The organism is Mesorhizobium sp. P2_A8 (assembly GCF_056404935.1).
Genome location: NZ_JBFUDB010000015.1, coordinates 1 through 25,721, shown reverse-complemented (window position 1 = coordinate 25,721; position 25,721 = coordinate 1). Strand labels below are relative to the sequence as shown.

The following is a 25,721-nucleotide window of genomic DNA, read 5'->3' as shown; positions in this document are numbered from 1 at the left end:
TCATAGGAAGGCGCCCGGTGCGCCCAGAAGGCTTCGTGCGCCTTCGTGGAAGTCGTTTGATGGAGGGGCTTTCAGCCGGAACCGGCGCAGCACTGGCTCTTCCGCCGCTTCCAATCTGAAATTGCCGCTTTCCAGCAGGCCGGCGATCCACTCGAGGAACTTGCCAAGGGATTCCGCAAGCACTGCCTTCACATCTTCGTCGCGCCCAAAGAGGATGACCTGGCCGACGCGACCGCTGGGCCAGGGATCGAAATCGAGACCGATATGATTGCCTGAGCCATCATGGGTCAGCGGTATCCAGCGCGGATTGAGATAGGCCGGGTCAACCGCGTGTTCAGGCCACGCCCCCCCGGGAATTTCATAGCGATTGCCGCCGAAACCGGCGAGCACATCGACCCAGGCTTTCCATTCCGCCCCTGCCTGATGCAGCGGCAGCAGCGGAAGTCCATAGATATGGCCCCAACGGTCGTCGTTTTCGCCGTCGTGCCATCGGTATAGGTCGCGGTAGGCGCGCGGCATCTTGAGGCCGATCAGGCGCTCGAACGCATCCAGTTGCGCGTCCGTGGCCGGCGGATTGAACACATATCTGTCTGGCGGCAGATGGGCAGCATACCAGGCATCAAGGCGCGCAAGCACCGGCGCGATATCTTCCTCCAGCAACGGCTTGGCCTGTCCCGGCGGCCGTTTGGGATGGCTGGCTTCGGCCATGGGGGATTTTGTCCGGATTTGCCGCATTGCGCACATGGTAGGAAGCAGCCCCGCAAGGCTCAGGGCTCCGAAGATAGACGCACCGATCAGCACATTGCGCCTGCTCCGATCCATCACGGACATTCCGGCGCGATTGATCGGCGCCGCCACACAAGCCCAGAAGGCATCGCAGGTCGCGGCCCGGATTCGTTTGCCACCATTCAGAAGAAATCCGAGTCTGGCTGGTAACGGTTGTCCATGATTACCTTCATAGCAGACACCTATACCAGAGATCACCAATAGCGACTCATAGCCCCTTCCCTGATTTGGTATAAGCAGTTAGCGCAACCCGGTCTGGGTACGAGATATCGACCAAATCACTCCGTGCTGGCGGTGCTGGCGGTGCTGATCCTGGTCGGCATTTATCTGACTATGCAAGCGGACGCGCCCGACTGGGCATCGCGGCTTTGAGCCTACCCAGCCGAGGACCAAAGTCTTGCGGGCCACACGCAATGGTCTGACGTAACCGTTTTGGTTCTGTCCTTGTCTGTTGGACGTTCCATATTTTGCCCGCTCACTGAAGTCCGACAGGCCGGCATCGTTTAGCACGATGATCTCGCCCTCGACGATGGCGCTTTCGGCGCCAAGCTTTTGGCCTCGCTAGATCGCGATACGTGGCCGAATTCGACCTCGTGAATGCAGTGGTCACCCTCGGGAGGCTTCTCCACCAAGGTCGGCATCAAAGGCGGGAAGAACTTCAAACGCATGAACTGACTCGCAAGCCCGCGGTTGAATTAGCATTCGCCAAAATGGTTCCGGAACCTTTTTCGGCAGTAGCTGTTCCAACGACATGACGAAGCCATCCAACGTTGGACCGCCTATTCCTGGTAAGCGTCACGACGCCGACGATTCCGACGAACAGGACAATTTCTATTCCTGTCCAATTTGCGGCCAAATGGTCGACATGCGCGAACTGCGACAGGTCATTTGGCACGAACGGCCGAAGCACAAGCCGTTCATCGTGCTCGTTGATTAGACGCAGCGCTTCAGGAAACGAGCCCGCATTACCCAAGTCCGAAAAAAGCCGCCACCACCTTTCGGCGGCCGGCCCACGGAGTAACGGACGCACGCCATAACGAAATGGCGCTTCTAAGCACGCCACTTCGCGATACAGCGTTGGCTGCGGCCTAGTTCGCGCCGCCGAGCTGCTTGGTCATTTTGCAAAAATTGTCGTGCAGTTTGGCAATGGCTTCGTCGCCGCATTCCTTCATCATCGCCGGGAAGTCGTCTCGCATCCAATGTGTCGTTGTGGGCCAGCCAAAGAGCTTCTCAGCTAACGCATCAACCCGGCCGAGCGCAGAGCGTCCTCAATCACCTTGGCAATGCCTGCGGCCGAACCGCTTCGAGGCTCCTCAGCAGCACCGGCGCGTACTGCTCGCGGATGTTCCGCGGGTGTATAAGCTCTCACTGCTTTGCCCATCTGCCTTCCCGGAGCCTCCTCCGCTGTGGCTTCACTTCGGTTTGTCAGGCCCCAGAAGCCCGCAATGTGGCGTGTTGACGATATGCCGACGTCCAGCATGAATGGCGCAGCAACGCCCAAACCATCCGCACCGACCGTCTGCAACGGGGTGCCATGGCCCATGCCGGCAATGGTGCATTTCTCGATCAACTCGTTGCCGTCTGCATCGCACCACACCTGCCGTATCTGTCGATCGACGGTTTCTTTCCGGTTGGGGTCGGCGCCCACGCCATGAACCCCCTGCCATTGGGCGAGAATGGAGTCCGCGTTGGACGACACCACCGTAGTGTCGTCCGAGCCCTGCCAGATTGAAATCTTCGGCCAAGCCCCGGTGTGCGAGGAGGCTTCCGCCAGGCGCCTTTGAAGTTCAGCCTTCGATGGGCTCCCATGGCCACGCATGCGATCGAAGGCTTCCGGGATTGTCGACGCGCTGCCGTAGGCCAGTCCCGCAATGATAGCGCCGCCCGCGAACACTTCAGGGTAGGTTGCCAGCATTGCGTTTGCCATTGCCCCACCGGCAGAGAGCCCGGTAATGAAAATACGCCGGCGGTCGAGCCGATGTTCCACTACCATAGCTTCGATCATCTGGCGGATGGAGAGCACTTCGCCGCGACCGCGGGTGACATCTTCGGGCACGAACCAGTTGAAGCAAAGATTGGGATTGTTCACGCGCCGCTGCTCCGGGAACAGGACTGCAAACCCTTGCTCGGTCGCCAGCTGCGACCACCCGGACCCATAATCGTAGCCCGCCGCGGTCTGCGTGCAGCCGTGCAGGACGATGACCAGTGCGGCCCCTTTCGGTAGATTCTCGGGAATGTAGAAGCGTGCCTGCAAGGCGCCGGGGTTAGACCCAAACTCTGCCATGTCCGAGAGATGATCGCTATGACGGTGCGTAGATAGACCGGGCCGGCTCCGCATCGCGGCCAGACGAGCGATGGTATCTGAGATGTTTCGCAAATCGGTATCCTCGCTGAGCGTCTCAAAAAATGGTCCCTGAAAGATCGTTGCTGCAGTGCACAATAGCAAGCTTACGTCAGGTCATAGCCGGCCGCACAAGACATTGGCAGTGCACGCTGTGCGAAGGAACCAAAGTCTTGGGAGGAGCTTCATGCATAGAGCGCCTCGATGGCGCGGATCGGACTGTAGGAGGACGAAATGGGTTTTTTCGGCAAGATGTTCTCGGGCCTGACCGGCAGGAGAGCGGATGACAAAAAGGAGACAGGGGACATGCGCAAGGCGACAGGCGCTGGACCCGCTCTAGCGGCGCATTCGAAGGATGCGAGAACCTCCGCTGCCACTGGGCAAAACCGGCAAGCCGCCGGGAAAACAGTGCATAAGTGACGATGGAAACGAGTCCATGATACCGACCATCGTCCTTGCCGAATGTTGATGAGGTTAGCTGGAACCGATCTGCAATGTGGTGAGTCGGTCGCGCCCACGGCACCTCAGCGCGTGAAAGAACTGTTCGATTTCGCGCCGCAAATCACCGGGAACATGATCAGCCTGCACCGGCTCGTCCTATTGCCGATGCAGTTGTGCATCCAAATCGAACGATGCCGAATCCAATCGCGGCGTTTGAGTAAGGCCTAAATCATTCCCACTCGATTGTTCAGACAGCATATAACCCATTGAAATAAGTGGAAAATATTTCATGCGGATTAGAAAAATCCGATACTGAGGCCGTCAAAAAGTTACGCTTTTGATTTTAAAGGGAAAATCGCCGCAAAAATCCTTTGGTTCCACCAACTATCGGGACCAATCGGACGATTTTTGCTCTTTGCGGCGTTTAACGGCGCGCCAAACCCGCCTCGAAAAGTACCGTCACCGATCCAACCGGTTAATCTCCATCGACAAATTCACGGTTTTGCAGTTCCTTCAGATTGACGGAGTGAACGGAGCTCGTGGGAATGATGACATTGTCTGGAAGTGACGTTGGTTGATCGCTCAATCCTCGGCACGGTCTCGCTTGTCCTGACACTCTTGACGCTTTGCGCCGTGATCACGCTCGATCTTCTTTCAGCCCTGCTTGCGGGGCTGCTCATCGCCCAAATGGTCAATTCGACGGCACCGCTTATGAAGCGTGCAGGTATTGCCGATCACCGGCTGGGCAAGGCTGTAGCGTTGACCCTTGTGGCTGCGGTAATTGCGATTGCGTTGATATTGATTATCCTTGAAGTGTCGTCATGGCTAACGGCCGGCCCGGAGAACCTGTTCTTCCTGCTGCAAAGGATGGCGGGGGCGGTCGAGACAGCACGCGCCCATCTCCCTGGGTGGGTTAGCGCTTATTTTCCCGCCAACGTCGAGGAATTCGAGAACGCCGCATCCAAATGGCTGCGCGAAAACGCCTGGCAACTTCGCTTTGTTGGTCGCGATGTCGGCGTCTTCCTCACACACACCATTGCCGGCATGATTATCGGCGGAATGATCGCCTACAGCCGGGGGACCCGTAGCAGCGAGCCGGGACCATTGGCCGCTGCGCTTGAAGAACGTGTTGTGATCTTGGGCAACGCGTTTCGCAGCATTGTCTTCTCGCAGGTGAGGATCTCGGCGCTCAACACGCTGTTGACTGCGATCTACCTGGCGTTGGCACTGCCAGTTTTCGGCGTTCACATGCCATTCCTGAAAACGATAATCGCAATCACTTTCATCGTGGGGCTTTTGCCCGTAATCGGCAACCTCATCTCCAACACGGTGATCGTGCTGGTGAGTTTCAGCTTGTCGCCCGCCATGGCGCTCGGATCGCTTTTGTTTCTCGTCTTCATTCACAAGCTGGAGTATTTCGTGAACGCTCGGATCATTGGCGTACGAATCCATGCCCGGGCCTGGGAGCTTTTGCTCGCCATGCTCGTCATGGATGCCGCCTTTGGCATTCCTGGCCTGATCGCGGCTCCAATCTACTATGCATACGTCAAAGAGGAATTGGCACTGCGCCAGCTAATCTGAACGCAAGGTCGTCCGAACTTTCCAATCTTATTTGGCTTGCAAGGATGGTTTCAGTCGAAGAAGCCCGTATCCTCTTCCCTGAGATATTTCCTGGCCGCTTCGGCGTCGATATCGAGGCCCAACCCCGGCGCTTCGAGCAGATCCACCATGCTGTCCTTCACGATCTGCGGCGGCAAGCCGATTACCAGATCCTCCCACCAAGGGTCGGAGGCGCTCGGATACTCGAACGCGATGTAATTTGCGGGCAATGTGGCGCAGACGTTAATCAGCGCGCCAAGGCCGAGCAGGCCGTTTGCGGTACCGTGCGGGGCCATCAGGATCGAGTGCATATAGGCGTGCTCGGCTACCCATTTGAGCTCGGCGATGCCTCCGATGTCGGCCGGGTCCGGACCGATGACGCGCACCGCCTGCGTTTCGATCAGCTCCTTGAAATTGTGCCGGAGGTAAATCTGCTCGCCGGTATGGATCGGCGTCGAGGTGGAGGTCGTCAGCTCCCGATAGGCCTGCGGATTGACCCAGGGCACGTAGTCACCGGTCAGCATGTCCTCGAGCCACATCAAATTGTACTTCTCGACCGCACGGGCGAACTTGATCGCATCGGGCAGCATCCAGCCCGGGCCACAGTCGAGCGCCAGGCTGACCGTGTCGCCCAGCACTTCCTTCATCGCGATCACGCAGTCCAGCATGTGATTGAAACCACGCTCGCTGATCACGCCCTGATCCATGGCACCGTGATAGCCGGCCTTCTTCTGCGTCACGCCGTAATGGAAGCCCTCGATGCTGTCCTTCATGTTGGAGTGGAATGAGATTCCCTGCTTGACCATGAAGAAGTTCTGCGGCTGTTCCATCATCCATTTGACATCAGCGGCATAATCCTCCGGCCGATCTCCCGAGCGCTTCTGGCGGATCGAGCCGTTATAGACGCGCACCTTGTCGCGCACCTTGCCGCCGAGCAGTTTGTAGGCCGGCACGCCCGCGGCCTTGCCGGCGATGTCCCACAGCGCATGCTCGATAGCGCTCACCGCGGCGCCATAGGGCTTGAACGAACCGCGCTGGCGGATCTTCAGCATCACCCGCTCGACGTCGGTCGGATCCTCGCCGATCAGCGCCTCGCGGAAATGCAGCACAAAGGGCTTGAGATAGCTTTTGGTATACTCGACTTCACCCAGCCCATAGAGGCCCTCATCGGTGACGACGCGAACGATCGGATGCTTGCCGATAACAGCGCAGCGCAGGTCAATGATCTTCATGGCGCAGTTCTATTTCACAGACGAGAAAGCTGTCGGCGTGAGCAGTTGGCTGCTGATATTGGCAACGATCTGCCCGTCGCGCTCAGACTCGTCCCGGGCCCTGTGCCATGCCGGATCGGTGACGAAAGCCGCCCATTTCGCCTCACGCTCGGCCAGCGATTCCCAGGCGATGAAATAGGTGAGGCGATTGTTGTTTTCGCCGATCGCCGTGGTGAAAAACCCGGCTTGGCGGATGCCATGCCTCTCCCAGATGGCCAGCGTTTGGTCGGAAAAGCGCTTGAGCAAAGCCGGCAGCCTGCCCGGCAGGCAGTCATAGATACGCAGTTCGTAGATCATGGTTTCGTCCGTTTCTTTCTTTGCCTCTCCCTTGGGAGAGGTCGACACGAATGGTCGGTCGTTGGCCCTGTGAGCCCTGGGGGGAATGAAGGCAGGGGGTCTAGGCTAACTCCAGGTGCGGTCCCAGGAATACTCATCGTCCCAGTGATGCGTGGGCTGCCAGATGCCGGTGACACCAGGCTGCAGGTGCTGGGCGATCACCTCGTCGACGACGTCGTCGATCCCCAGACCCGGCTTGTCCGGAACGGTGATGAAGCCGCCCTGGACGAGGGGCTTGGGAAGGCCTGTTACGATGTCGTCCCACCACTCGACATCGGCGGAGTGGTATTCGAGCGCCATGAAGTTTTCGGTCGCGGTTGCGACATGCGCGGCGGCCATTGCGGCGATCGGACTTTCGGCCATATGGATCGCCATGGCGACACCGTGATCCTGCGCCATATCGCCGATCTTCTTGGTCTCCAGGATGCCTCCGCTGGTGAGCAGGTCCGGGTGGATAACGGAGAGGCCGCCGCTCTTGAGCAGGGGCCCGAAGCCCTCCTTGAGGTAGATGTCCTCGCCGGTGCAGATCGGCACCGTGGTAGCCTGCTGCAGCTGCCGGTACTGTTCGGTGTATTGCCATGGAATCACGTCCTCTAGCCAGGCGGGAACATATTTCTCGATACGGCGCGACAGGCGTATGCCGTCCTGCAGCGAGATGTGGCCGACGTGGTCAATGGCGAGCGGGATCTCGTATCCGATCACCTCGCGAACCTCGTGGATATACTGCTCGAGCAGGTCGATCCCCTTTTCGGTGAAATGCAGGCCCGTGAACGGGTGCTGCACGTTCTGCGCATCGTAGGCGAGATTGCGCGCCTTGCGCTCCTCGAGCGCCCCGCCACGGCCGCGCGGATTGGCCTGAAACCCTTCGAGTGCGCCTGCGGGCGCGGTCACGGCGCCGGCGACATGGGCGATCTGCATCAAGCCCAGATCCATCTTGAGGAAGGTGAACCCGCGGTTCATGCGCTCCTTGAGGCGCTTTCCGGTTTCGGTGCCGCTCGGTTTCTCTGCGTCGGTATCGCAATAGACGCGCACCTTGTCGCGGAACTTGCCGCCGAGCATCTGGTAGATCGGGACGCCATAGGCCTTGCCTGCGAGGTCCCACAGTGCGATCTCGACCGCCGAGACTCCGCCGGCTTGCCGACCGTGCCCGCCGAACTGCTTGATGCGGCGAAACAGCCGATCTATGTCGCAAGGGTTCTCGCCAAGCAGCCGGCTTTTGAGCATCAGCGCGTAGGTGGCGCTGGCGCCGTCACGCACCTCGCCAAGCCCGACGAGACCCTGGTTGGTGTAAATCTTGAGCAGCGCCGAGGTGAATGGCGCACCGACGATTTCGGCCACCCGCATGTCGGTGATGCGAAGGTCGGATGGTTTGGAGTTCGTGTTGACCCGATTGAGAGCCTCGCCGGCTCCACCCGTCTTTGGCATGACTTGTCCTCGTTCTGATCGGGAGGTTGTCGCCCCAAATGGAGCGTTGCTAACTCAGCTCAATCTCATGGGCTTGCAGGTAGTCTCGGTTCATCTCGACACCGAGACCAGGCTTCGACGTCAGCTTGAGGCTGCCATTCGAAACATCAAGCGGTCTGTCGATGAGGTGATCGTATTTGCCCAGGTTCCACTCGGATGTTTCGAGCTTGTAGAAGTTGGGAACGGTCATCATCACCTGCGCTCCCGCGACCACGTTGATCGGCCCTGCGGCATCATGCGGCGAGACCGGGATGTAATAGGCTTCGCACAGGGCGGAGATCTTCTTCAGTTCGGTAATGCCGCCGGTCCAGGTGACGTCAGGCATGATGTAGTCAGCGAGCTTGTTCTCGAGCACCGGCACGAAATCCCACTTTGTGTGGCCGCGCTCGCCCCACGAGATGGCAGCACTGACCTTCTCACGCACCTGCTTGAGGGCGTTGAGGCTCTCTGGCGGGCAAGGCTCCTCAAACCAGTCGATCTGGCCGGCTTCCTCGAGGCTACGGCACAGGCGAATGGCGGTGGGAACGTCGAAGCGGCCATGCGCGTCGATCAGGATGTCGACATCTGGCCCCGCCGTTTCGCGGATCAGCGCCGTGAGTTCGGCCGCTTCTCGCTCGTCCTTGCGGGTCATGCTGCCATCGAGGTAGCCGTCCCGCTGTTCGCGGGACGGGCCATCTGCGGTGCGACCCTGGTGGGGGAAAGGGTCAAACTTGAGCCCGGTGTGTCCGGACTCGACGATGTCTCGAATTTCGCGGACCACAGCCTCCTTGCTGGTAAATTTGGCCTGGTTGGGATGGGTGTAGAGCGCGATTTCATCGCGTACCGGTCCGCCCAGCAGTTCGTAAATCGGCTTGCCAAGGACTTTGCCCCTGATGTCCCAGAGGGCGATGTCGATTGCGCTCACGCATTCGACCGCTGCGCCGCGGCTGCCCATATAGGTGAAGCTGCGGAAAATCTTGTGCCAGAGGTGCTCGATCCGCGCTGGATCCGCGCCGGTCACGGCGATGCCGATCTGCCGAAGGATCGTGCAGAGAGCGCGGTTGGCGAGCCTGGTGGTGGTTGTGATCTCTCCCCAACCACTCACCCCCTCATCGGTCGTCACTTCGACAAACAGGTACTCTCCCCAATATGAAGCATCGGACTTGATCAGCCACGGCCGAACGCTCGTGATTTTCATCTCTCAACTACCTTTATCTGATGGTCACGCTAACGACGTTCCAGATTGGAGATTCTATCCGGCCCGTGCGGCGTTGCGCGCACGCATCTGTTCGAGAACATGCCGGCCGGAACCCTCGACATGGCGGGCAATGAGGTCGGCGGCCTTGTCTGCCTCTCCCGCCTTCACGAGTGCGATGAGTTCGCGATGCTCGCGAAGGATTGCGGCACGCCGTGCGAGCGTGAAATTGAAACGCCGGCTCACGGCTCGCAGCACTTCGCGATGCTTCCACCAAAGCTCGGCGGCATGACGGTTGTAGTGCCGCTGGTACATCACGGTGTGGAAGGCGGTATCCAGCTCACTGTGCCTGAACGTGTCGGCAAAGTTGTTCTCTTCAATCAGGCCCTGGATGCGTTCGAGTTCGGCAATGTCCTCGCTGGTGGCCATATTCACAAACCATCGCGTCAGGGCTGGCTCGATCAGGACTCCGATCTCGTAGATATCCCGGACAAAATCCTGATCTATGGGCCGGACTCGAGCCCCGCGGTTGGCGACAAAGGTGACGAAGCCCTCCCCGCGCAACAGCTGCAGAGCCTCGCGCACGGGGTTGGTCGAGGTGCCGTGACGCCGCGCGAGATCGGTCACCACTAGCCGCTCGTTGGCGGCGAGCCGCCCCTCAATGATGTCTTCCCTGATCAGCTCATAAAGCGAGGCGCCCTCGCTGGAGGCCCCTATGGGGTCAATCCCCGCGGGTGGCTCTGCTTTAAAATCGCTTGTTTCGGCCAAGGCCGGCTCCCCATATCAATACACAGTTTAATCGATATCACGCACGGTTTGCATAAACAATGTACGATTTATACGCGTTGACAGACAATCCGCGATCTGAAAACGTACAAATTGCTCGAAAGGATACACAGAACAGCAAGGCGTTCCGCGATCGAACGAGCAAAGACCGCTTGCCTCGACGCAAAGCGGCATGGGAGAGAACCTGGAGGATACCTATGACGAGGATTACACTCGGTGGTGCCGTCCTGCGCGGCACCGTCTCCACTGCTTTAGTGGTATCGCTGTCCGCGTCGGCGCTGGGTGCGCCGCCGGTCGATTTGAGCAAGTGGTCGCCGGAGTATGTGCGCTCCATTGCGGGCACACAGGATTTTGATACGGCGGCCGATTGCGGCAAAGTCACCCCGCTCGACTACAAGGGGCGACTGACCTTCTGGTATCAGGGCGTGTTCGAGGGCGACCCCGACCTCTTGCGTCAGTACTACAAGGATTTCTTCGAGACCTTCCGCAAGACCTATCCGAACATCCAGCTCGAGGAACAGGCCCTCACCTACAACGACCTCCTCGACAAGTTCCGCACGGCGCTCCTTGGCAATGCTGCGCCGATGGCGGTCCGCCTGCAAATCCTGGGTGGTACCGAGTTCGCCGCAAAGGGCTATCTGCAGCCGCTCAAGCCCGAGGATGTGGGGTATTCGACCGAGGATTTCTGGCCCGGCGCCATGAAGGCGGTGACCTGGGACGGGGTGACCTACGGTATTCCAACCAACAACGAGACGATGGCGTTCATCTGGAACGCCGACATCTTCAAGCGAGCCGGCCTCGATCCGGACAAGGCTCCGGCGACCTGGGACGACGTGGTCAAGTATTCCAAGCAAATTCACGATAAGCTCGGCATTTCCGGCTACGGCCTCGTGGCTCGCAAGAATGCCGGCAACACGCCGTACCGATTCATGCCACAGCTGTGGGCCTATGGCGGCGGCGTCTTCGACGAAGCCAAAGCAAACCCGACCTATAAGGAGGTCGAACTCAACAGTCCGCAGAGCAAGGCGGCGCTGCAAGCCTCGTACGATATGTATGTTCGCGACAAGTCGGTCCCGGTGTCAGCACTCACCAATCAGCAGGCCGATAACCAGCCGCTGTTCTTAGCCGGCCAACTCGGCATGATGGTCTCGCACCCGTCCGACTACAACGTCATGCTAGACCTGCAGAAAAAGGCGACGGGCACCGACAAGGACAAGGCGCAGACCGTCATCGACAACATGCGCTACGGCCTTATACCGACTGGCCCAGACGGCAAGCGCGCCGTCGTCTTCGGTGGCTCGAACATTCACATCCTGAAGCCCGAATATGTCGAGGGCGGCAAGGTGGACGAGCCGGCTGCAAAGGCCATCATCTGCATGTGGACGAGCCCTGAATGGTCGCTGAAGATGGCCTACGCCGGCTCGAATCCGGGCAACCTCAACGGCTTCAAGACCAAATGGATGAAGGAACGTCTGGACAGCATCAAGTTCCTCGATGTCACGACGTCGATGCTGCCATACGGCATCCCGTTTCCAGCGCTGCCGCAGTCTCCCGAGATCATGAACATCATCGTCCCGGACATGTTGCAGAACGCCCTGACCGGAGCGATGACCGTCGACCAGGCAGCAGACGACGCGGCCGAAAAGGTAAAGAGCCTGGTGGAGGGCAAACTCTAGTTTGAACCCGACATACGATCCGACCGGCCGCACCGATGGTGCAGCCGGTTCGTTCCAAAGAAAATAAGGGCGCGCCACAGTGACGATCGTGACCGGTAAGGCCGAGGCTCGCCGAAGATTGCAATCCGGTTGGTCCGGCGTGCTGTGGAAGATATGGGAGCATCGCGCCGACTACGCGTACGTGCTCCCGGCGATCGCCGTGATGCTCATCGTCATCGCCTATCCGATCTATTACACAATCGAACTGTCATTTTTTAAGACGCCGCCTGGCCTACAGCTGCGCGACAAGATCTACGTCGGCTTCAACAACTACACGAACATCCTCACCAGTCCCGTGTTCTGGAAAGTCACCTGGAACACGATGATCTGGACACTGGCATCGACTTTCATCTCCTTCGTCCTGGGGTTTGGCTGCGCGCTGGCGCTCCACCGCGACTTTATCGGCCGTGGCGTCCTGCGCGCTATCCTGATCATTCCCTGGGTTATCAGCGCCGTCGCCGCCTCCTACATCTGGAAGTGGATCTACCATTCGGACTTCGGGGTCATCGGTGCGGTGCTGGTCGGCCTCGGATTGGCCGACCGACCGCCGAATTTCATCGACAACGTCAGCACGGTGCTGCCCTCCCTGATCGTCGTCAATATCTGGCGCGAGTTTCCGTTTGCCATGATCATGATGATGGCCGGCCTGCAGACGGTCCCCGAACAGCTGCTGAGCGCCGCAAAAGTCGACGGGGCCAGTGCGTGGCAGCGCTTCTGGCACGTAACCTTCCCGCATCTGAGCAGCGTCTCGACGGTGACCATCCTGCTGCTCGCAGTGGCCAACTTCAATTCCTTCATCATCCCCTGGATCATGACCGGCGGCGGGCCGTCCAACGCATCGCATATCTGGATCACCCACATTTATGAGCTCGCCTTCGGACGACAGCTCTGGGGCGTGGCATCGGCCTATTCGGTGCTCCTGTTCCTCATCCTGATGACGCTGGGCTACTTCTATGTCCGTGCGCTAAGCGGCAACGAACGGAAAGAGGGGAGCGCATGAGCACGATTGCCAAGACAGCCCCTCGGGTTCAGACCCGTCGCCGCATGCGCGTCGACGGATGGCGATGGGCCGGGCGCATCTTCCTTGTGTTCATGCTGCTTTACACCGCGTTGCCGATGATCTGGATGCTGATCACTTCGATCAAGTCCGGCTTCGCGGCGATGCAATTCCCGCCGCAATGGTGGCCAGACGAGCCTACCCTCGCCAGCTACCAGAAGCTGCTCGATCCGCAGAACAGCGTCGGCCAGGACTTCCTCCGCTTCTTCTGGAACAGCCTCTTCGTGTCCACGGTCACGACAGTCCTTTCGGTGATCGTGGCTGTCCCTGCCGCCTACGCGTTTTCGCGCTTCCGTTTCCCCGGCCGGAACTTCCTGTTCTTCGCCGTGCTGCTGCGCAACATGTTCCCGGCGGTGATCTTTCTCGTTCCGCTGTTCATACTGATGCGAATGCTCGGGCTGGTGAACACGCATGGCTCGCTGATCCTCACCTATCTCACTTTCGGCCTGCCGCTGGCGATTTGGCTACTCAAGGGCTTCTACGACAACATCCCGGTGCAGCTCGAGCAGGCGGCGCGCATTGACGGGGCAACGCGGTTCCAGGCCTTCATCCTGATCGTGATGCCGCTTTCGACGCCCGGAATCATCGCCACCGCGATCTATTCCTTCATCGGCGCGTGGAACGAGTACATCTACGCCTACACCTTCCTCTCCAAGAACGAGCAGTTGACCCTGCCGGTCGGCATCCAGCGCTTCTTCTCGGAAAACACGACGGACTTTCCGGGGCTGATGGCGGCCAGCTTCATGATGAGCGTGCCCGTCGTCGTGTTGTTCCTCGTCCTGCAGCGATACTTCGTACGCGCCCTTACAGAAGGCGCGGTCAAACACTAGGGAGTTGCCGATGGCCCACGTGGTCCTCAAAGATCTCGTCAAGACCTATGGCAGCTTCAAAGCTGTCAACAATGTTTCGCTGACGGTCAATGACGGCGAGTTCGTTGCGCTCGTCGGTCCTTCAGGCTGCGGCAAGACAACCACGCTCAATCTCGTCGCCGGGCTGATCCCGATCACGTCGGGCGACATCGTCATCGGCGACCGGGTGGTCAACGACCTCGACCCCAAGGACCGGGACATCGCGATGGTGTTCCAGAACTATGCGCTCTATCCGCAGAAGTCGGTCTACAAGAACCTGGCGTTCCCGCTGCAGATGCGAAAACTGCCCAGGGACGAAATCGACAAGAAGGTCAAGGACGCGGCGCGAGTGCTCGACATGACGCACCTGCTCGAGCGCAAGCCGCGCGAACTTTCCGGCGGGCAGCAGCAGCGTGTGGCCCTGGGCCGTGCCCTCGTCCGCGACCCGGCCGTGTTCCTCATGGACGAGCCGCTCTCCAACCTCGATGCCAAGCTGCGCGTGCAGATGCGGTCGGAGATCAAGCGCTTCCACCAGGACCTCAAGGCGACGATCATCTATGTGACGCACGACCAGCTCGAAGCCGTGACCATGGCCGACAAGATGGCGGTGATGAACGGCGGCTTCCTGCAGCAATACGATTCACCGGCGCAGGTCTTTGCCCATCCGATGAACATGTTCGTCGCAAGCTTCATCGGCAGCCCGGCGATGAGCCTTATTCCGCTGCAGGCATCGACAGCGAACGGCAACACCGTGTTGACCAGCGCGGAGGGCTGGAGCCTCGAGCTCTCGCCGCGCAACGCCCAGAAAGTCGCGGGGGCAACGACCAAGAAAGTCGTGCTCGGCGCACGTCACTCAACAATCAAGCTCCACAAGAGTGCGGTGCCAGGCAGCGTCCCGGCAAAGGCCTACACGGTGGAGCCGACCGGAGACGTCACCTTCGTGCAGGCGTTCCTGTCCGGCGCCATCGTCAACGTCAGCGTGCCGCCGACCATTGCCGTCGCGCCCGACGAGCAGATCTGGCTCGAGTTCGACCAGGAGCGCATGCATCTGTTCGACGGCGAGACTGAAATGGCACTCAAGACCGACTGACACCTATAGATGCTTTTGGAACGTGGGCGTGGATGACTACGAAGCTTAAGATCACCGCGATCAAGCCCTATCCGGTGTGGGTGGGAACGCGCAACCAGATGCTCGTCAAGGTCGAGACCGACCATGGCATTTTCGGCTGGGGCGAGAGTGGCTTGAGCGGTCGCGAGAGGGCCGTGGCCGGCGCGGTCGAGCACTATCGCGAGTTTCTCATCGGCCGCGATCCCATGCAGATCGGGCGGATCTGGCAGGAAGTCTATCGCAGCCAGTACTTCGAAGGCGGGCGCGTTCTGCAGGCGGCGATTTCCGCCATCGACATCGCCCTTCACGACATCAAGGGCAAGGCGCTGGGAGTGCCGGTCTACCAACTGCTCGGCGGCAAGCAGCGCGACCGCATCCCCACCTTCGCCTCGACCGGAGACGAGGCCGAGGGCGATGTTGCCATCGAACGAGCCCGCGAACTGCGCGCACAGGGATGGCAGGCGATCCGCTTCTTCCCCGTCGGGCAAAGCAGCAAGGACATCTTCGAGCCTCGCGAGTCGATTGGCGTTACCGCGACCATGCTGAACAAGGCGCGCGCGGCGCTGGGCGACGACGTCGTGCTTGGCATCGACTATCATCATCGGCTGTCGGTGGCAGAGGCGGCGAGCTTCTGCAACAAGCTCGGCCGCGGCGTGCTCGATTTCCTCGAGGAGCCGATACGCGACGAGACACCGGAGGCCTACGAATCCCTACGTACGATGACCGACATCCCCTTTGCCATCGGCGAGGAATTTGCCAGCAAGTGGCAGTTCCTTCCCTACATCGAGCGCGGCATCCATCAGTTCAACCGGCTCGATATTTGCAATGTCGGCGGGTTCACCGAGGCGATGAAGGTCGCTGGCTGGAGCGAGGCGCACTATGTGGACCTGATGCCGCACAATCCCCTTGGTCCAGTGTGCACGGCCGCGACCGTGCATCTCGCCGCCGCGGTACCCAACTTCGCGTGGCTCGAGACCAGAGCGCCGGAAAGAAAGCTGGGCTTTGATAATTCCGAGTTCTTCCCGGTGCAACCACAACTCGACGGCCCCGACTATCCGGTCAGCGACCTGCCGGGCCTGGGCGTTGAGGTCAATGAGGAGGCGATCCAGGCGGAGAGTTTCCGTTTCTGGGAAGCGCCTCACCTCAAGCGCCGCGATGGTTCTGTTACGAACTGGTAGCTTCCTTTCAACCGGAGTCCACAATGACGCATACCCCCGACATCACGCGGCCGCCCAAAGATCTGATCGATGCGCTCAGGGAGATCGGCGCCGCGACGGTTGCCGGCACGCTTGGGCATATGGGCTTCCGCAATCCGCACATGGTCGGTCCGGTGGCACAGAACCATGGGAAGTCGATCGTCGGGCCGGCGCTGACGCTGCAGTTCCTGCCGCAGCGGCCGGACCTCTTCAGCGAGGGAGAATACGCCGACCCGGAGACGCAGTTGCACCGGCACGTGCTCTATCACGCGCAGGAGGGCGATGTGGTCGTGGTCGACGCGCGCGGCGACATGAGCTCGGGTGTCTTCGGCGATATGATGTCGACCTATTTCAAAGGCAGAGGCGGCGCTGGCATCGTCATCGACGGGTGCATGCGCGACCGGCCCAATGTCGACAAGCTCGATCTGCCCCTATGGCTGCGCGGCTGGACGCCCAACTACCATGTGCAGACCAGCATCTATCCAAACGCCGTCAACGTTCCGATTGCCTGCGGCGGCGTCACGGTGATCCCTGGCGACGTTATCGTCGCCGACGATGACGGAGTGGTGGTTGTTCCAGTCGCGATGGCCTCAAAAGTGATTGAAGAATCGAAGAAGCATCACGATTGGGAAGAGTTCTCGCGAGAGAAGCTCATGCAGGGCGCCCCGTTGCAACGCTATTATCCGCTGCATGACGACGCCCGCGGAGAGTACGAGGAATGGCGAAAAGCCAACTCCAAATCTTAATAGACGGGACGATGGCCGTGTCTTCGTACACGTGTAATTCTTGGACGGACAGGTAAGCGGGGCTCATGTCCGTTCTTGCCAGCCTCGGTGTCAGATCGGAAGATTGCCGCGCTGCGGGCCAAAAACGGTAGCGAAGGCGATATCCTTGAACCGTCTCAGCGGCTCGCCTGAACGCTCCACTTTCATGCGCAGGATCGCGCCTTTCCCGGAGGCAAGAAGAAACTCCGCCAGATACGGGGGGTGAACGTGCTATCAATTTCCCCTGGGCCTGCGCGATGCACTCACTAAAGGGCTGAAGCCACACTCCCGGTATATCGTGATGAGATGTTGGCGCAGCGGCTCGCTCTCTTGGACCACTTCCAGGCTGGACGCCCAGGTTCGGATCAGATTTCCAGATCGTCGATAATGCGGCAGAGCGTGGAGCGGCCAAGAGCACTCATGGCGGGGTTGGTTATGCGGTAATACCAGACCAAGCCCATTGCCTGCTGGAAGGCCCATGCCGCTCCGCGCTGCCACTCGACTTCGCTTGATCCAAGATGGGTACGCACGGTTTCGCGCTGACTGCGATCAAAAAGATGCCATACGGCAACAAGATCCAAGGCCGGGTCGGCCGGTCCGAAGCTGCCGCTGTCGAGCACACCAACAAGGCGGTCCCCACGCACGAGGAGGTTGGCCGGAATAAGATCGCGGTGGCTCATAACCTCGATACCGGACGGCGGCAGTTCACGCAGCCGAGCCCAAATGCGACGGAGCCGAGATACGTCCAAGAGACCCTCGCTGTTCTTGAAACAGATCGACATCCAGTCGTCGTGGTCAGGAAGACTGCCGCCCCTCCCTTGCCCATCAAAACGGCGGCCATGTGTGTTCGCTGCACGTAGCGACGCAATCAGGTTGGCAATGTCGAGTGCGAAGGTCGTGGAAGCAGAAAGCCCATTGTGCGTGGCAACGTCACCTTCAATCCAACTCTGCATCGCCCAAGGCAACGGATAGAGCGGACCCGGCTGACCAAGCCCGATCGGTCGAGGACAGGCAAACGGAGAATACGCAGCAAACTCGGTCATGGCCGCGGCTTCGTTGCGTAGCATATTGGCGCACTCGGCTGGCTCCATTGCGCGCAGGGGGAATCTTGCCGCTACACTCGATCCAATCCTGAAGATTGCATTGACCGTACCGATCGCGCCAAGCTCTTCGATCCGCTCGTGGCGATACTCTGGGAACTGGTCGAAGATCATCTCGCGAACGATATCTGCATCGACATGGATCTGATCGCTGTGCATCATGCTACTGGGTGTCTCCCCGACCACCTCCCCGCCAAATAACGGATACAAGCGTCGATTGCACGACCGCTTCCGCGAAGCCACGCAGGGCCAGATGTCCGTCTTGGGTCGCCTCAGGCCTCTCGGCCGCTGCAATGGCCGCTCGACAGCCCGTGGGTTTCCACCAGCCCCGCGGAGAGTTCGAGGAGTGGCGAAATGCGAGGAACCAGCCATGCGATATCATGATCGTGTCCGAGCAAGTCAGCTTCGTCCCGCCCGTCGATAACGGCCTTGATCAGACCTGACTTCTGCCGCGCCACTAGCGCGATGTCGCGGGGGCTGTCACGCAGGGTCGTGCGGTGGGTGACGAGCTGATCGATTGGTATATTTCCAGCGCGCAATGACGTGCTGGAAATCGCTGTGCGTCGCGTTGCGGCTGCCGATCCGCATCATTTCCCGTTTGTCGACGGAAGTCGGTACCGCGTAGGGAAACCGACGCATACCCTCAGGAATGCGTCGGGGCAAAAGTCTCAGGCGTGGCGGATTTCCGTTCCCAGCACCTTCAGGCATTCGCGGATGAATGCCGCAAGCGCGGTCCAACCCTTGGCCGAAACCATCGTCCCATCCACATAGGCATCGGTGGGGGATAGATCGATGTAAGTGCCGCCAGCCAGCGTCACCTCTGGCTCGCAAGCCGCGAGCGCCGCCACCTTCTTGCCACGGACGACGCCGTCGACCGCAACCAGAATCTGGACGCCATGGCAGATCGTGAAGATCGGCTTTTTGGCCTCGTGAAAATGGCGCACCATCGCCTGCACGCGCTTGTCGGTGCGGATGTATTCGGGGCCACGACCGCCGGCGCAATAGACGGCGTCGTATTGGCTCAGCTGCTTCTCGGCGTCAGAAAAGGTCTTGTTGATCAGCACATTGTGACCGGGCTTTTCGGTGTAGGTCTGATCGCCCTCAAAATCGTGCAGCGATGTCTTGATGATGTCTCCGGCGCTTTTGTCGGGGCACACGACATGAACCGTGTGTCCCACCGCTTCCATCGCCTGCTGATAGACGAAGATTTCATATTCCTCGGTGAACTCACCGGTCAGCATCAGGATTTTTTTGCCTGGCATGGGTCTTCCTCTCGGCTTGTGGCTGGCGAGGCGCGCTTGGCGCCTCGCCAGCTAGGGATCGAAAAATCGGTCAGAACGGAGTCGGGGAAATAATGTTCGTTGTTGTTGGCCTTGGTGATCAGCGAGTCGAGTTTGACGGCCCCCGGACAAGCGACATCGCATTGGCTACTCGAACGCAGGCAGGAGCCGGTCTCGCGAATTCTCGATGTGCACACGCATGGCTTTTTCGGCGGCGTCCGGATCGCCCGCGGAGAAAGCAGCGAGAATGGCCTCGTGCTCGTCGAGCGCCTCTTCGGTCACCCGCGAGTGATACATCAAGCGGAAGATATGGAAGTGGGTATGCTGGTGATTCAGCGTCTCTCGAATGAGCTCGTTCTGGGCGAACTCGACGATCTTGTCGTGGAAGATCGCATCCTGCCGGGCGAAGTTCGAATAACGCAGGCGTTCGTCCTTGCCTACCCGTCGGGCCATGACGCCAGCCGCCTCCTGCAGCACGGTCAGCCGTTCGTCGTCCAGTGTGGCAGTGGCTTTGGCCGCGGCAGCAGGTTCAAGCAGAAGGCGCAGCTCGTAGAGCTCGTCAAAGCGCCGGCGGGTGATTTGCGGGGCCGCCCGATAGCCGATCAGGTGGGTCTTCACCACAAGGCCCTCACCCTCCAGCCGCCCAAGCGCTTCGCGAATGGGGGTATGCGAGACGTTGAATTCCTTCACGAGATTGTCGACGGTAATGCGCGACCCGGGAGCAATTCTCAATGACATCAGTTGCGCGAAGATTGCCTCGTAAACGTCGCCAGCCAGGCTGTTGGCGCGCTGAATATGGCCGGGCGGGCGGGCTTCATTGTCAACCGTCAGGTCCGGATGCTGCATTGCTTTGCCTCTTGACAGAAGCGCTCACTAACACGATGCTCCGACCAATTCAATCCTATATCCTATACGATTTTATAGAGGATATCGCATGAGAATGACCCGGAGCGTCGGGACCGGTCTCCTGGACTAAGCTAATTCTCTGGCCCAATCCGTCGTCGAAGGACCCTGTGCATGGCCTTGTTTGCAGCGGCGCGCCTGCCGCGCGAGATTCTGTTCGGCAAAGGCCAGCGCCACGTGCTGCCTGACGTCGCCGCCAAATTTGGGCGACGCGCGTTCGTCTGCACCGACGAGCGTTTCGCGGCGACATCGCAGTTCGCCGAAATTCTTGCTGGCTTGCACAAAGCTGCAATAGACACACTGGTCTACGATCGAACGTTGCCGGATGTGCCTCGCGACAGCGTCGCCGCCTGCATTGCTGAGGCGAAGGATTACAAGCCGGACATGGTGATCGGAATCGGCGGGGGCAGTTGCCTCGATATGGCCAAGAGCGCAGCACTTCTGCTCAGCCATGGCGGCAGGCTTCAGGACTACTATGGCGAGTTCAAGGTACCGGGCCCTACCCTTCCCGTGATCGCAGTGCCGACTACGGCGGGGACAGGCTCCGAGGTGACCCCCGTAGCCGTGATCTCCGACCCGGACCGGACGTTGAAAGTAGGCATAGCAAGTCCTCATCTCATCGCCGCTGTGGCGCTTTGCGACCCGGATCTGACGGCGACCTGTCCGCCGTCTCTGACGGCGATCGCCGGCGCCGACGCGCTGACACACGCAATCGAGGCCTTCACAGCGGGCAAACGCGGCGCTGATCCGAATTTGCCGCAGCAGCATGTCTTCATCGGCAAGAGCGCTTTGACCGACCATTTCGCGCTTCTGGCTATCAGGCTGCTCGGTCGCAGTCTGGAAAAGGCATATTGCGATGGATCGGATGAGAATGCGCGCGCCGACGTCATGATGGGAGCGATGGCCGCAGGCTGCGCATTCGGCACGGCGGGAACGGCCGCTGCGCATGCGGTGCAGTATCCCGTCGGAGCGCTTACCCATACTCCACATGGTCTGGGCGTCGCCACCATGCTGCCATATGTGATGACCTACAACCTTCCCGCCGTGGCTGCGGAGATTGCCGAAGTCGGAGCCGCGCTCGGACTTCCCCAGCAGAGCGGCGACGATGCCTATGTACTGGCGCATGCCACCATAAGTGAGGTGAGCCGGCTGTTTGGTGCCATCGGCATCACACCGACATTGGCTGAACTTGGTCTTCCGGAGGACAAGATCGACTGGACGGCTGAGCAGGCGCTCGGCATCGACCGGCTGATCAAGAACAATCCGCGTCCGTTTGACCTCGCCCAGATGCGACGGCTGGTCAGGTGTGCTTATGACGGCGACATGTCCGCCACGATGATGTGATCGATCAGGAGCTCATCCCATGAATATGGCCGCAGGCATATCCGACGAGGATCAAGACATGTTCGACTACGCCACGGCCTCGCACGGTCTCTACATTGGCGGACGCTGGCAGCCCTCGTCAGAGGGCCGTGTGATCGAAGTAGTCGATCCATCAACCGAAGCCGTGATCGCGGCGGTTCCCGATGCCACGCTTGCCGACGGGGCCTCAGCTGTAGACGCGGCCGCGAAGGCAGCGGACGGCTGGCGGGAGACTCCGCCACGCAGGCGTTCGGAAATCCTGCGGCGCTGCTTCGAACTGATGACCGAACGGGCGGAGATATTGGCTGCGCTGATCTCGCTGGAGAACGGCAAGGCGCTGCGCGATGCGCGCAGTGAAATAGCCTACGCGGCAGAGTTTTTTCGCTGGAATGCCGAGGAGGCGGTCCGCATCAGCGGCGAGTTCGGCCTTGCGCCCTCGGGTGCGAACCGGATCATTGTCGACTACCAGCCCATCGGCATTTGCGTGCTCATCACGCCATGGAACTTTCCGGCCGCCATGGCGACACGCAAAATCGCGCCGGCGCTGGCGGCCGGCTGCACAGTGATCCTGAAGCCCGCCAGCGAGACGCCGCTGACGGCCTACGCGCTTGCAGCGCTCTACGAGGAAGCCGGCGTGCCGCCCGGCGTCGTCAACGTCCTGACGACCTCGACCCCCGGGCCGGTCACGGCGGCAATGCTGGCCGATCCACGCGTGCGAAAGCTGTCCTTCACCGGCTCGACCGGCGTCGGCCGCGCGCTCCTTGCCGCAGCCGCAAAACACGTCATTTCCTGTTCCATGGAGCTTGGCGGCAACGCACCGTTCATTGTCTTCGACGACGCCGACCTGGAAGCAGCGCTCGACGGTGCGATGGTGGCCAAGATGCGCAACGCCGGCGAAGCCTGCACGGCCGCCAACAGGCTTTACGTGCAGGCCGGCATCCACGATGCCTTCACGGATGGGTTGAGCAAACGCATGGCCGCCCTCACCATGGGGCCCGGCACCGATTCGCAGACCGAGTGCGGTCCGATGATCACCAGGAAGGCGGTGCACAACATCGACCGGCTCGTCCAGGACGCGGTCGCCCGTGGCGCCAGGGTTCTGTGCGGAGGAGCGATCGCCGAAGGCAAAGGCTACTTTTACCCGCCGACGGTGCTTCGCGACGTGCCTTCCGACGCCGCAATGCTCCACGAGGAAATATTCGGTCCGGTGGCTCCGGTCATGCGCTTCGACTGCGAGGCAGACGCCATCGCCAGGGCCAATGACACCGAATACGGTCTCGCGGCCTACGTCTACACGCGTGACCTGGCCCGGGGGATGCGCGTGGCGTCGAAGATCGAGTCGGGGATGATCGCCCTGAACCGCGGCCTGATGTCGGATCCGGCGGCTCCTTTCGGCGGGGTCAAGCAGAGCGGGCTGGGCCGCGAAGGCGGTCAGAAGCATGGCGTTGCCGAGTTCATGGAGGCGAAGTACATCGCCGTAACCCTATGAGCGGGCACGCCAAGGATCCGTTTCGCATTCGCGACCACGTGGTCGAGTTCGACGACATCGTCGCCGAGATGGTGCGCAGAAGCGAGGATACCAGGGCGAATGTTTCAATGATCGCCGATGTCGCCTACGGAGATGACGCCACCGAAACCATCGATCTGTTCTTTCCCGAGGGCAAACGGGACCGCCTGCCGGTGCACATGTTCATCCATGGCGGCTACTGGCGCATGTTCTCCAAGCGTGATTATTCCCATGTCGCCGAGACCGTTACGAACGCAGGCGCGATCGCAATCATTGTCGACTATGCGCTGATGCCGGCAGTCAGGATGGCCAGGATCGTCGACCAGGTGCGCCGCGCCAAGCGATGGGTGCTTGACCATATCGCAGACCATGGCGGCGATCCCAACCTGTTGACCGTCAGCGGTCATTCCGCCGGCGCGCATCTGGCAACACTGCTTTTCGACGGCGACAACCGGCCTTCCGGCATCAAAGCTGCGCTGCTGCTCGGCGGCCTTTACGACCTGAAGCCATTGCAGATGTCGTTCCTTGCCGCCGAGATCGCGATCACCAACGAAGAAGCCCGCCGGTTCTCGCCGATCAACCACAGCTTCGATCCATCCGTGACCATAGAGATCTCGGTCGGCGCCGATGAAACGCCGCCCTTCCACAGCCAGGCCACGGTCTTCGCGAACCACCTGGAAAAACAAGGGCTGGCTGTTTCACGCACCACCCTTTCGGCGGCCAATCACATGAGCAGCGTCCGCGACCTTGGCGTGGCGGGCACCGATGCCGCGTCACTGTTGGCCCGCCTCGCGACCACCTGACCCCTGGCGACTGATCAACAAACGTCGCGCTTCCGCCAGCGGCTGGGATAAAACAGTTCAAGCTTGAAATAATTGGACTGCCATGCCGCCGTCAATTGGTCTGTCTGGCGGCGGGTGGAAACGGAGGACCATCGCGTCGGCACGGGCGTGATGGTCCACTCATCACGACGACAAGCCACCTAGCTCGAACCGCCTCCGTTCCTTCAAAGCCAAGTGATAGCGCATTTCACCTGAAGGAAGGGCGCGGGTCAGCCGATGAATGGCGTATCACCATTCCTCCAGCCGGTACGACCGCAGGGCTATTTTGGTCAGCCATTAACTGTTCCGCTAAGTTGGACGTTGACGCCCCCCCCAAGAGAGTTAATAATCCCCTAATATAAGCGTCGCACAAAACTACACTCGACATGCAACAACGAGTTAGACGACGCCATTGGGCTTGGGAAACACAGCGCGGCGAAGGGTATCGTCGTAGCCATCATCATTTGAGCCACCACTCGCCCGCGACCGGCCACGCAATGTGCTGGCTGTCGCAAGGCGACAGTGTTGGGGCTTTCGGGTGCGCTGACAGGATTGATGTCTGCCGGAATCTGCATGTCAGGCGCGCAATGATTTTTCGGTAGGAAGCGGCTGGTCTTTCAATACGGTCGACAGGCGCGGGGGCGTCTGTCGTTAAACAACAGGGGTAAAAAAATGGCTACTCAGATCACCGGAGCCGGTGGCACCACGACGTCGTTCTCCAACACGCCGCAGGCGAAGGACGACGTTCTCAACTACACCGAGGACACGGTTGTCATCGTCTCGGCAGCTCAGTCCATCATCCTGCTGGACGTGATGCAGAATGATCTGGGTGGAAACGCAAAGACCCTCTATTCGATTGACGACGGGACTTCCGCCTCGACTGCCACCAAGCAATACGCGCCGATCGACCTGACGACGGCGGACGCCCAAGTGAGCGGCGTCTCTGCCTGGGAGGACATTGGCGGGGGCGTCTTCATCCGCATCAACAATGGCAAGGTCGAGATGAACCTTAGCCAGTATCTGCAGCAACATGGCTTCGCCAGCCTGCAGGCCATGGGTGCTACTGACAGCATCCACGAGACGTTCACCTATGCGATCAAGCTCGGCAATGGAACGCTGAGCTGGGCCAGCGTGTCGGTCAACATTCAGGGCAGCAATGATGGCGCGACGATCACCGCGGCCGCAGGCGCTGACCAGACTGTGGTCGAAGCCGGCGGCGTCAGCAACGGAACGCTCAACGAGCCCAGCGCTCACGGACAGCTGATCCTGACGGATGTCGATATCAATCAGAACCATTTCCAGAACCCGGCAAGTCTCCAGGGCACCTATGGCACCTTCGCCTTCAATACGACGACCGGTGCGTGGACCTATGCGCTCAACCAGGCGCTTGCCGACCCGCTGACGCAAGACCAGCATGTCACCGACACTCTGACGGTGAAATCGGCGGACGGAACCGCCACCTACAATATTGTCGTCAATATCACAGGCACCAACGACGCTGCGGTGCTCTCGTCCGCTTCGGTCAACCTGACTGAAGGCAACACGGCGGCAGCAATCAGCACCAACGGCACGCTGACCATCTCGGATGTCGACAGCGATCCGCACTTCGTCGCCCAGGCCGCTACCGCCGGCAGCTTCGGTACCTTCTCGATCGATGCCGACGGCAACTGGTCTTATGCCGCGAGCTCGGCCCACAATGAGTTCGTCGACGGCCAGCATTACATCGAGGACTTCGATGTGGTCAGCGCCGACGGCACCCACACCTCGGTCCACATCGACATTCTCGGCACCAACGACGCCGCCGTCTTGTCCTCGGCATCTGTGAACCTCACAGAGACCAATGATGCGGCCGACATCTCGAC

The 25,721-nt window shown here is 60.2% G+C and carries 21 protein-coding genes and 1 pseudogene; 11 read left to right on the top strand and 11 right to left on the bottom strand.

Going from position 1 to position 25,721, the window contains the following annotated elements; genetic code table 11:
* Positions 1-984 carry an SMI1/KNR4 family protein gene (locus AC1D10_RS33620; RefSeq protein WP_477279487.1) on the bottom strand — a complete coding sequence of 328 codons (984 nt, stop codon included), beginning with the start codon at positions 982-984 and terminating at the stop codon, positions 1-3.
* Positions 985-2,020: 1,036 nt separating this feature from the next.
* Entirely contained in the window at positions 2,021-3,163 is a 1,143-nt protein-coding gene (locus AC1D10_RS33615; protein WP_477279339.1) for an extracellular catalytic domain type 1 short-chain-length polyhydroxyalkanoate depolymerase, read from the bottom strand.
* 975 nt (positions 3,164-4,138) lie between these two features.
* Here AC1D10_RS33615 and AC1D10_RS33610 point away from each other — a divergent pair.
* On the top strand, positions 4,139-5,149 hold the full coding sequence (locus AC1D10_RS33610) for an AI-2E family transporter (RefSeq protein ID WP_477279337.1): 1,011 nt from the start codon (positions 4,139-4,141) through the stop codon (positions 5,147-5,149).
* A gap of 50 nt (positions 5,150-5,199) precedes the next feature.
* On the opposite strand, the gene AC1D10_RS33605 is transcribed toward AC1D10_RS33610, so the two are convergent.
* From AC1D10_RS33605 to AC1D10_RS33585, 5 genes are all read right to left on the bottom strand, one after another.
* On the bottom strand, positions 5,200-6,399 hold the full coding sequence (locus tag AC1D10_RS33605) for a mandelate racemase/muconate lactonizing enzyme family protein (protein ID WP_477279335.1): 1,200 nt from the start codon (positions 6,397-6,399) through the stop codon (positions 5,200-5,202).
* 9 nt (positions 6,400-6,408) lie between these two features.
* On the bottom strand, positions 6,409-6,735 hold the full coding sequence (locus AC1D10_RS33600) for an NIPSNAP family protein (protein WP_477279333.1): 327 nt from the start codon (positions 6,733-6,735) through the stop codon (positions 6,409-6,411).
* Positions 6,736-6,840: 105 nt separating this feature from the next.
* Positions 6,841-8,199 (bottom strand): mandelate racemase/muconate lactonizing enzyme family protein, encoded by a 1,359-nt coding sequence (locus tag AC1D10_RS33595; protein WP_477279331.1) that lies wholly within the window; start codon positions 8,197-8,199, stop codon positions 6,841-6,843.
* 49 nt (positions 8,200-8,248) lie between these two features.
* On the bottom strand, positions 8,249-9,415 hold the full coding sequence (locus AC1D10_RS33590) for a mandelate racemase/muconate lactonizing enzyme family protein (protein ID WP_477279329.1): 1,167 nt from the start codon (positions 9,413-9,415) through the stop codon (positions 8,249-8,251).
* A 54-nt stretch (positions 9,416-9,469) separates the two neighbouring features.
* Complete coding sequence (locus tag AC1D10_RS33585) at positions 9,470-10,180, bottom strand: GntR family transcriptional regulator (protein WP_477279327.1); 711 nt, start codon at positions 10,178-10,180, stop codon at positions 9,470-9,472.
* Positions 10,181-10,395: 215 nt separating this feature from the next.
* Here AC1D10_RS33585 and AC1D10_RS33580 point away from each other — a divergent pair, with 215 nt between their 5' ends.
* From AC1D10_RS33580 to AC1D10_RS33555, 6 genes are all read left to right on the top strand, one after another.
* Positions 10,396-11,874, top strand: coding sequence for an ABC transporter substrate-binding protein (locus AC1D10_RS33580; RefSeq protein ID WP_477279485.1), 1,479 nt, complete (start codon positions 10,396-10,398; stop codon positions 11,872-11,874).
* A 79-nt stretch (positions 11,875-11,953) separates the two neighbouring features.
* A complete protein-coding gene (locus AC1D10_RS33575; RefSeq protein WP_477279325.1) occupies positions 11,954-12,913 on the top strand; it encodes a carbohydrate ABC transporter permease in 960 nt (319 codons plus the stop codon).
* The gene (locus AC1D10_RS33570; RefSeq protein ID WP_477279323.1) at positions 12,910-13,800 is read left to right on the top strand and encodes a carbohydrate ABC transporter permease; all 891 of its coding nucleotides are present in this window, start codon (positions 12,910-12,912) and stop codon (positions 13,798-13,800) included. Before AC1D10_RS33575 ends, AC1D10_RS33570 begins: the two co-directional genes overlap by 4 nt.
* 10 nt (positions 13,801-13,810) lie before the next feature.
* Positions 13,811-14,908 (top strand): ABC transporter ATP-binding protein, encoded by a 1,098-nt coding sequence (locus AC1D10_RS33565; protein WP_477279321.1) that lies wholly within the window; start codon positions 13,811-13,813, stop codon positions 14,906-14,908.
* A gap of 32 nt (positions 14,909-14,940) precedes the next feature.
* Positions 14,941-16,104, top strand: a complete 1,164-nt coding sequence (locus AC1D10_RS33560) for a mandelate racemase/muconate lactonizing enzyme family protein (RefSeq protein ID WP_477279319.1) — start codon at positions 14,941-14,943, stop codon at positions 16,102-16,104.
* A 23-nt stretch (positions 16,105-16,127) separates the two neighbouring features.
* Positions 16,128-16,868 carry a ribonuclease activity regulator RraA gene (locus AC1D10_RS33555; protein WP_477279317.1) on the top strand — a complete coding sequence of 247 codons (741 nt, stop codon included), beginning with the start codon at positions 16,128-16,130 and terminating at the stop codon, positions 16,866-16,868.
* 383 nt (positions 16,869-17,251) lie between these two features.
* Here AC1D10_RS33555 and AC1D10_RS33550 read toward each other — a convergent pair whose 3' ends face one another.
* The 4 genes and pseudogenes from AC1D10_RS33550 to AC1D10_RS33535 form a co-directional block, all read right to left on the bottom strand.
* On the bottom strand, positions 17,252-18,148 hold the full coding sequence (locus AC1D10_RS33550; protein WP_477279315.1) for an aminoglycoside phosphotransferase family protein: 897 nt from the start codon (positions 18,146-18,148) through the stop codon (positions 17,252-17,254).
* 257 nt (positions 18,149-18,405) lie between these two features.
* A pseudogene (locus tag AC1D10_RS33545) lies at positions 18,406-18,586 on the bottom strand (dehydrogenase); the annotation flags it as partial.
* Positions 18,587-18,654: 68 nt separating this feature from the next.
* Positions 18,655-19,248, bottom strand: coding sequence for a DJ-1/PfpI family protein (locus AC1D10_RS33540; protein ID WP_477279313.1), 594 nt, complete (start codon positions 19,246-19,248; stop codon positions 18,655-18,657).
* Between the two features lie 165 nt (positions 19,249-19,413).
* Positions 19,414-20,112, bottom strand: coding sequence for a GntR family transcriptional regulator (locus AC1D10_RS33535; RefSeq protein WP_477279311.1), 699 nt, complete (start codon positions 20,110-20,112; stop codon positions 19,414-19,416).
* 171 nt (positions 20,113-20,283) lie between these two features.
* Here AC1D10_RS33535 and AC1D10_RS33530 point away from each other — a divergent pair, with 171 nt between their 5' ends.
* The 4 genes from AC1D10_RS33530 to AC1D10_RS33515 all read left to right on the top strand — a co-directional run.
* Entirely contained in the window at positions 20,284-21,513 is a 1,230-nt protein-coding gene (locus AC1D10_RS33530) for an iron-containing alcohol dehydrogenase (protein WP_477279309.1), read from the top strand.
* Between the two features lie 25 nt (positions 21,514-21,538).
* Positions 21,539-23,020: an NAD-dependent succinate-semialdehyde dehydrogenase gene (locus AC1D10_RS33525; protein WP_477279483.1), complete on the top strand. Its 1,482-nt coding sequence runs from the start codon at positions 21,539-21,541 to the stop codon at positions 23,018-23,020.
* Entirely contained in the window at positions 23,017-23,841 is an 825-nt protein-coding gene (locus AC1D10_RS33520) for an alpha/beta hydrolase (RefSeq protein ID WP_477279307.1), read from the top strand. The genes AC1D10_RS33525 and AC1D10_RS33520 overlap by 4 nt, the downstream gene beginning before the upstream one ends.
* A gap of 690 nt (positions 23,842-24,531) precedes the next feature.
* Positions 24,532-25,721, top strand: a 1,190-nt coding sequence (locus tag AC1D10_RS33515; protein WP_477279305.1) for a VCBS domain-containing protein, incomplete at its 3' end; no start/stop codon positions are given.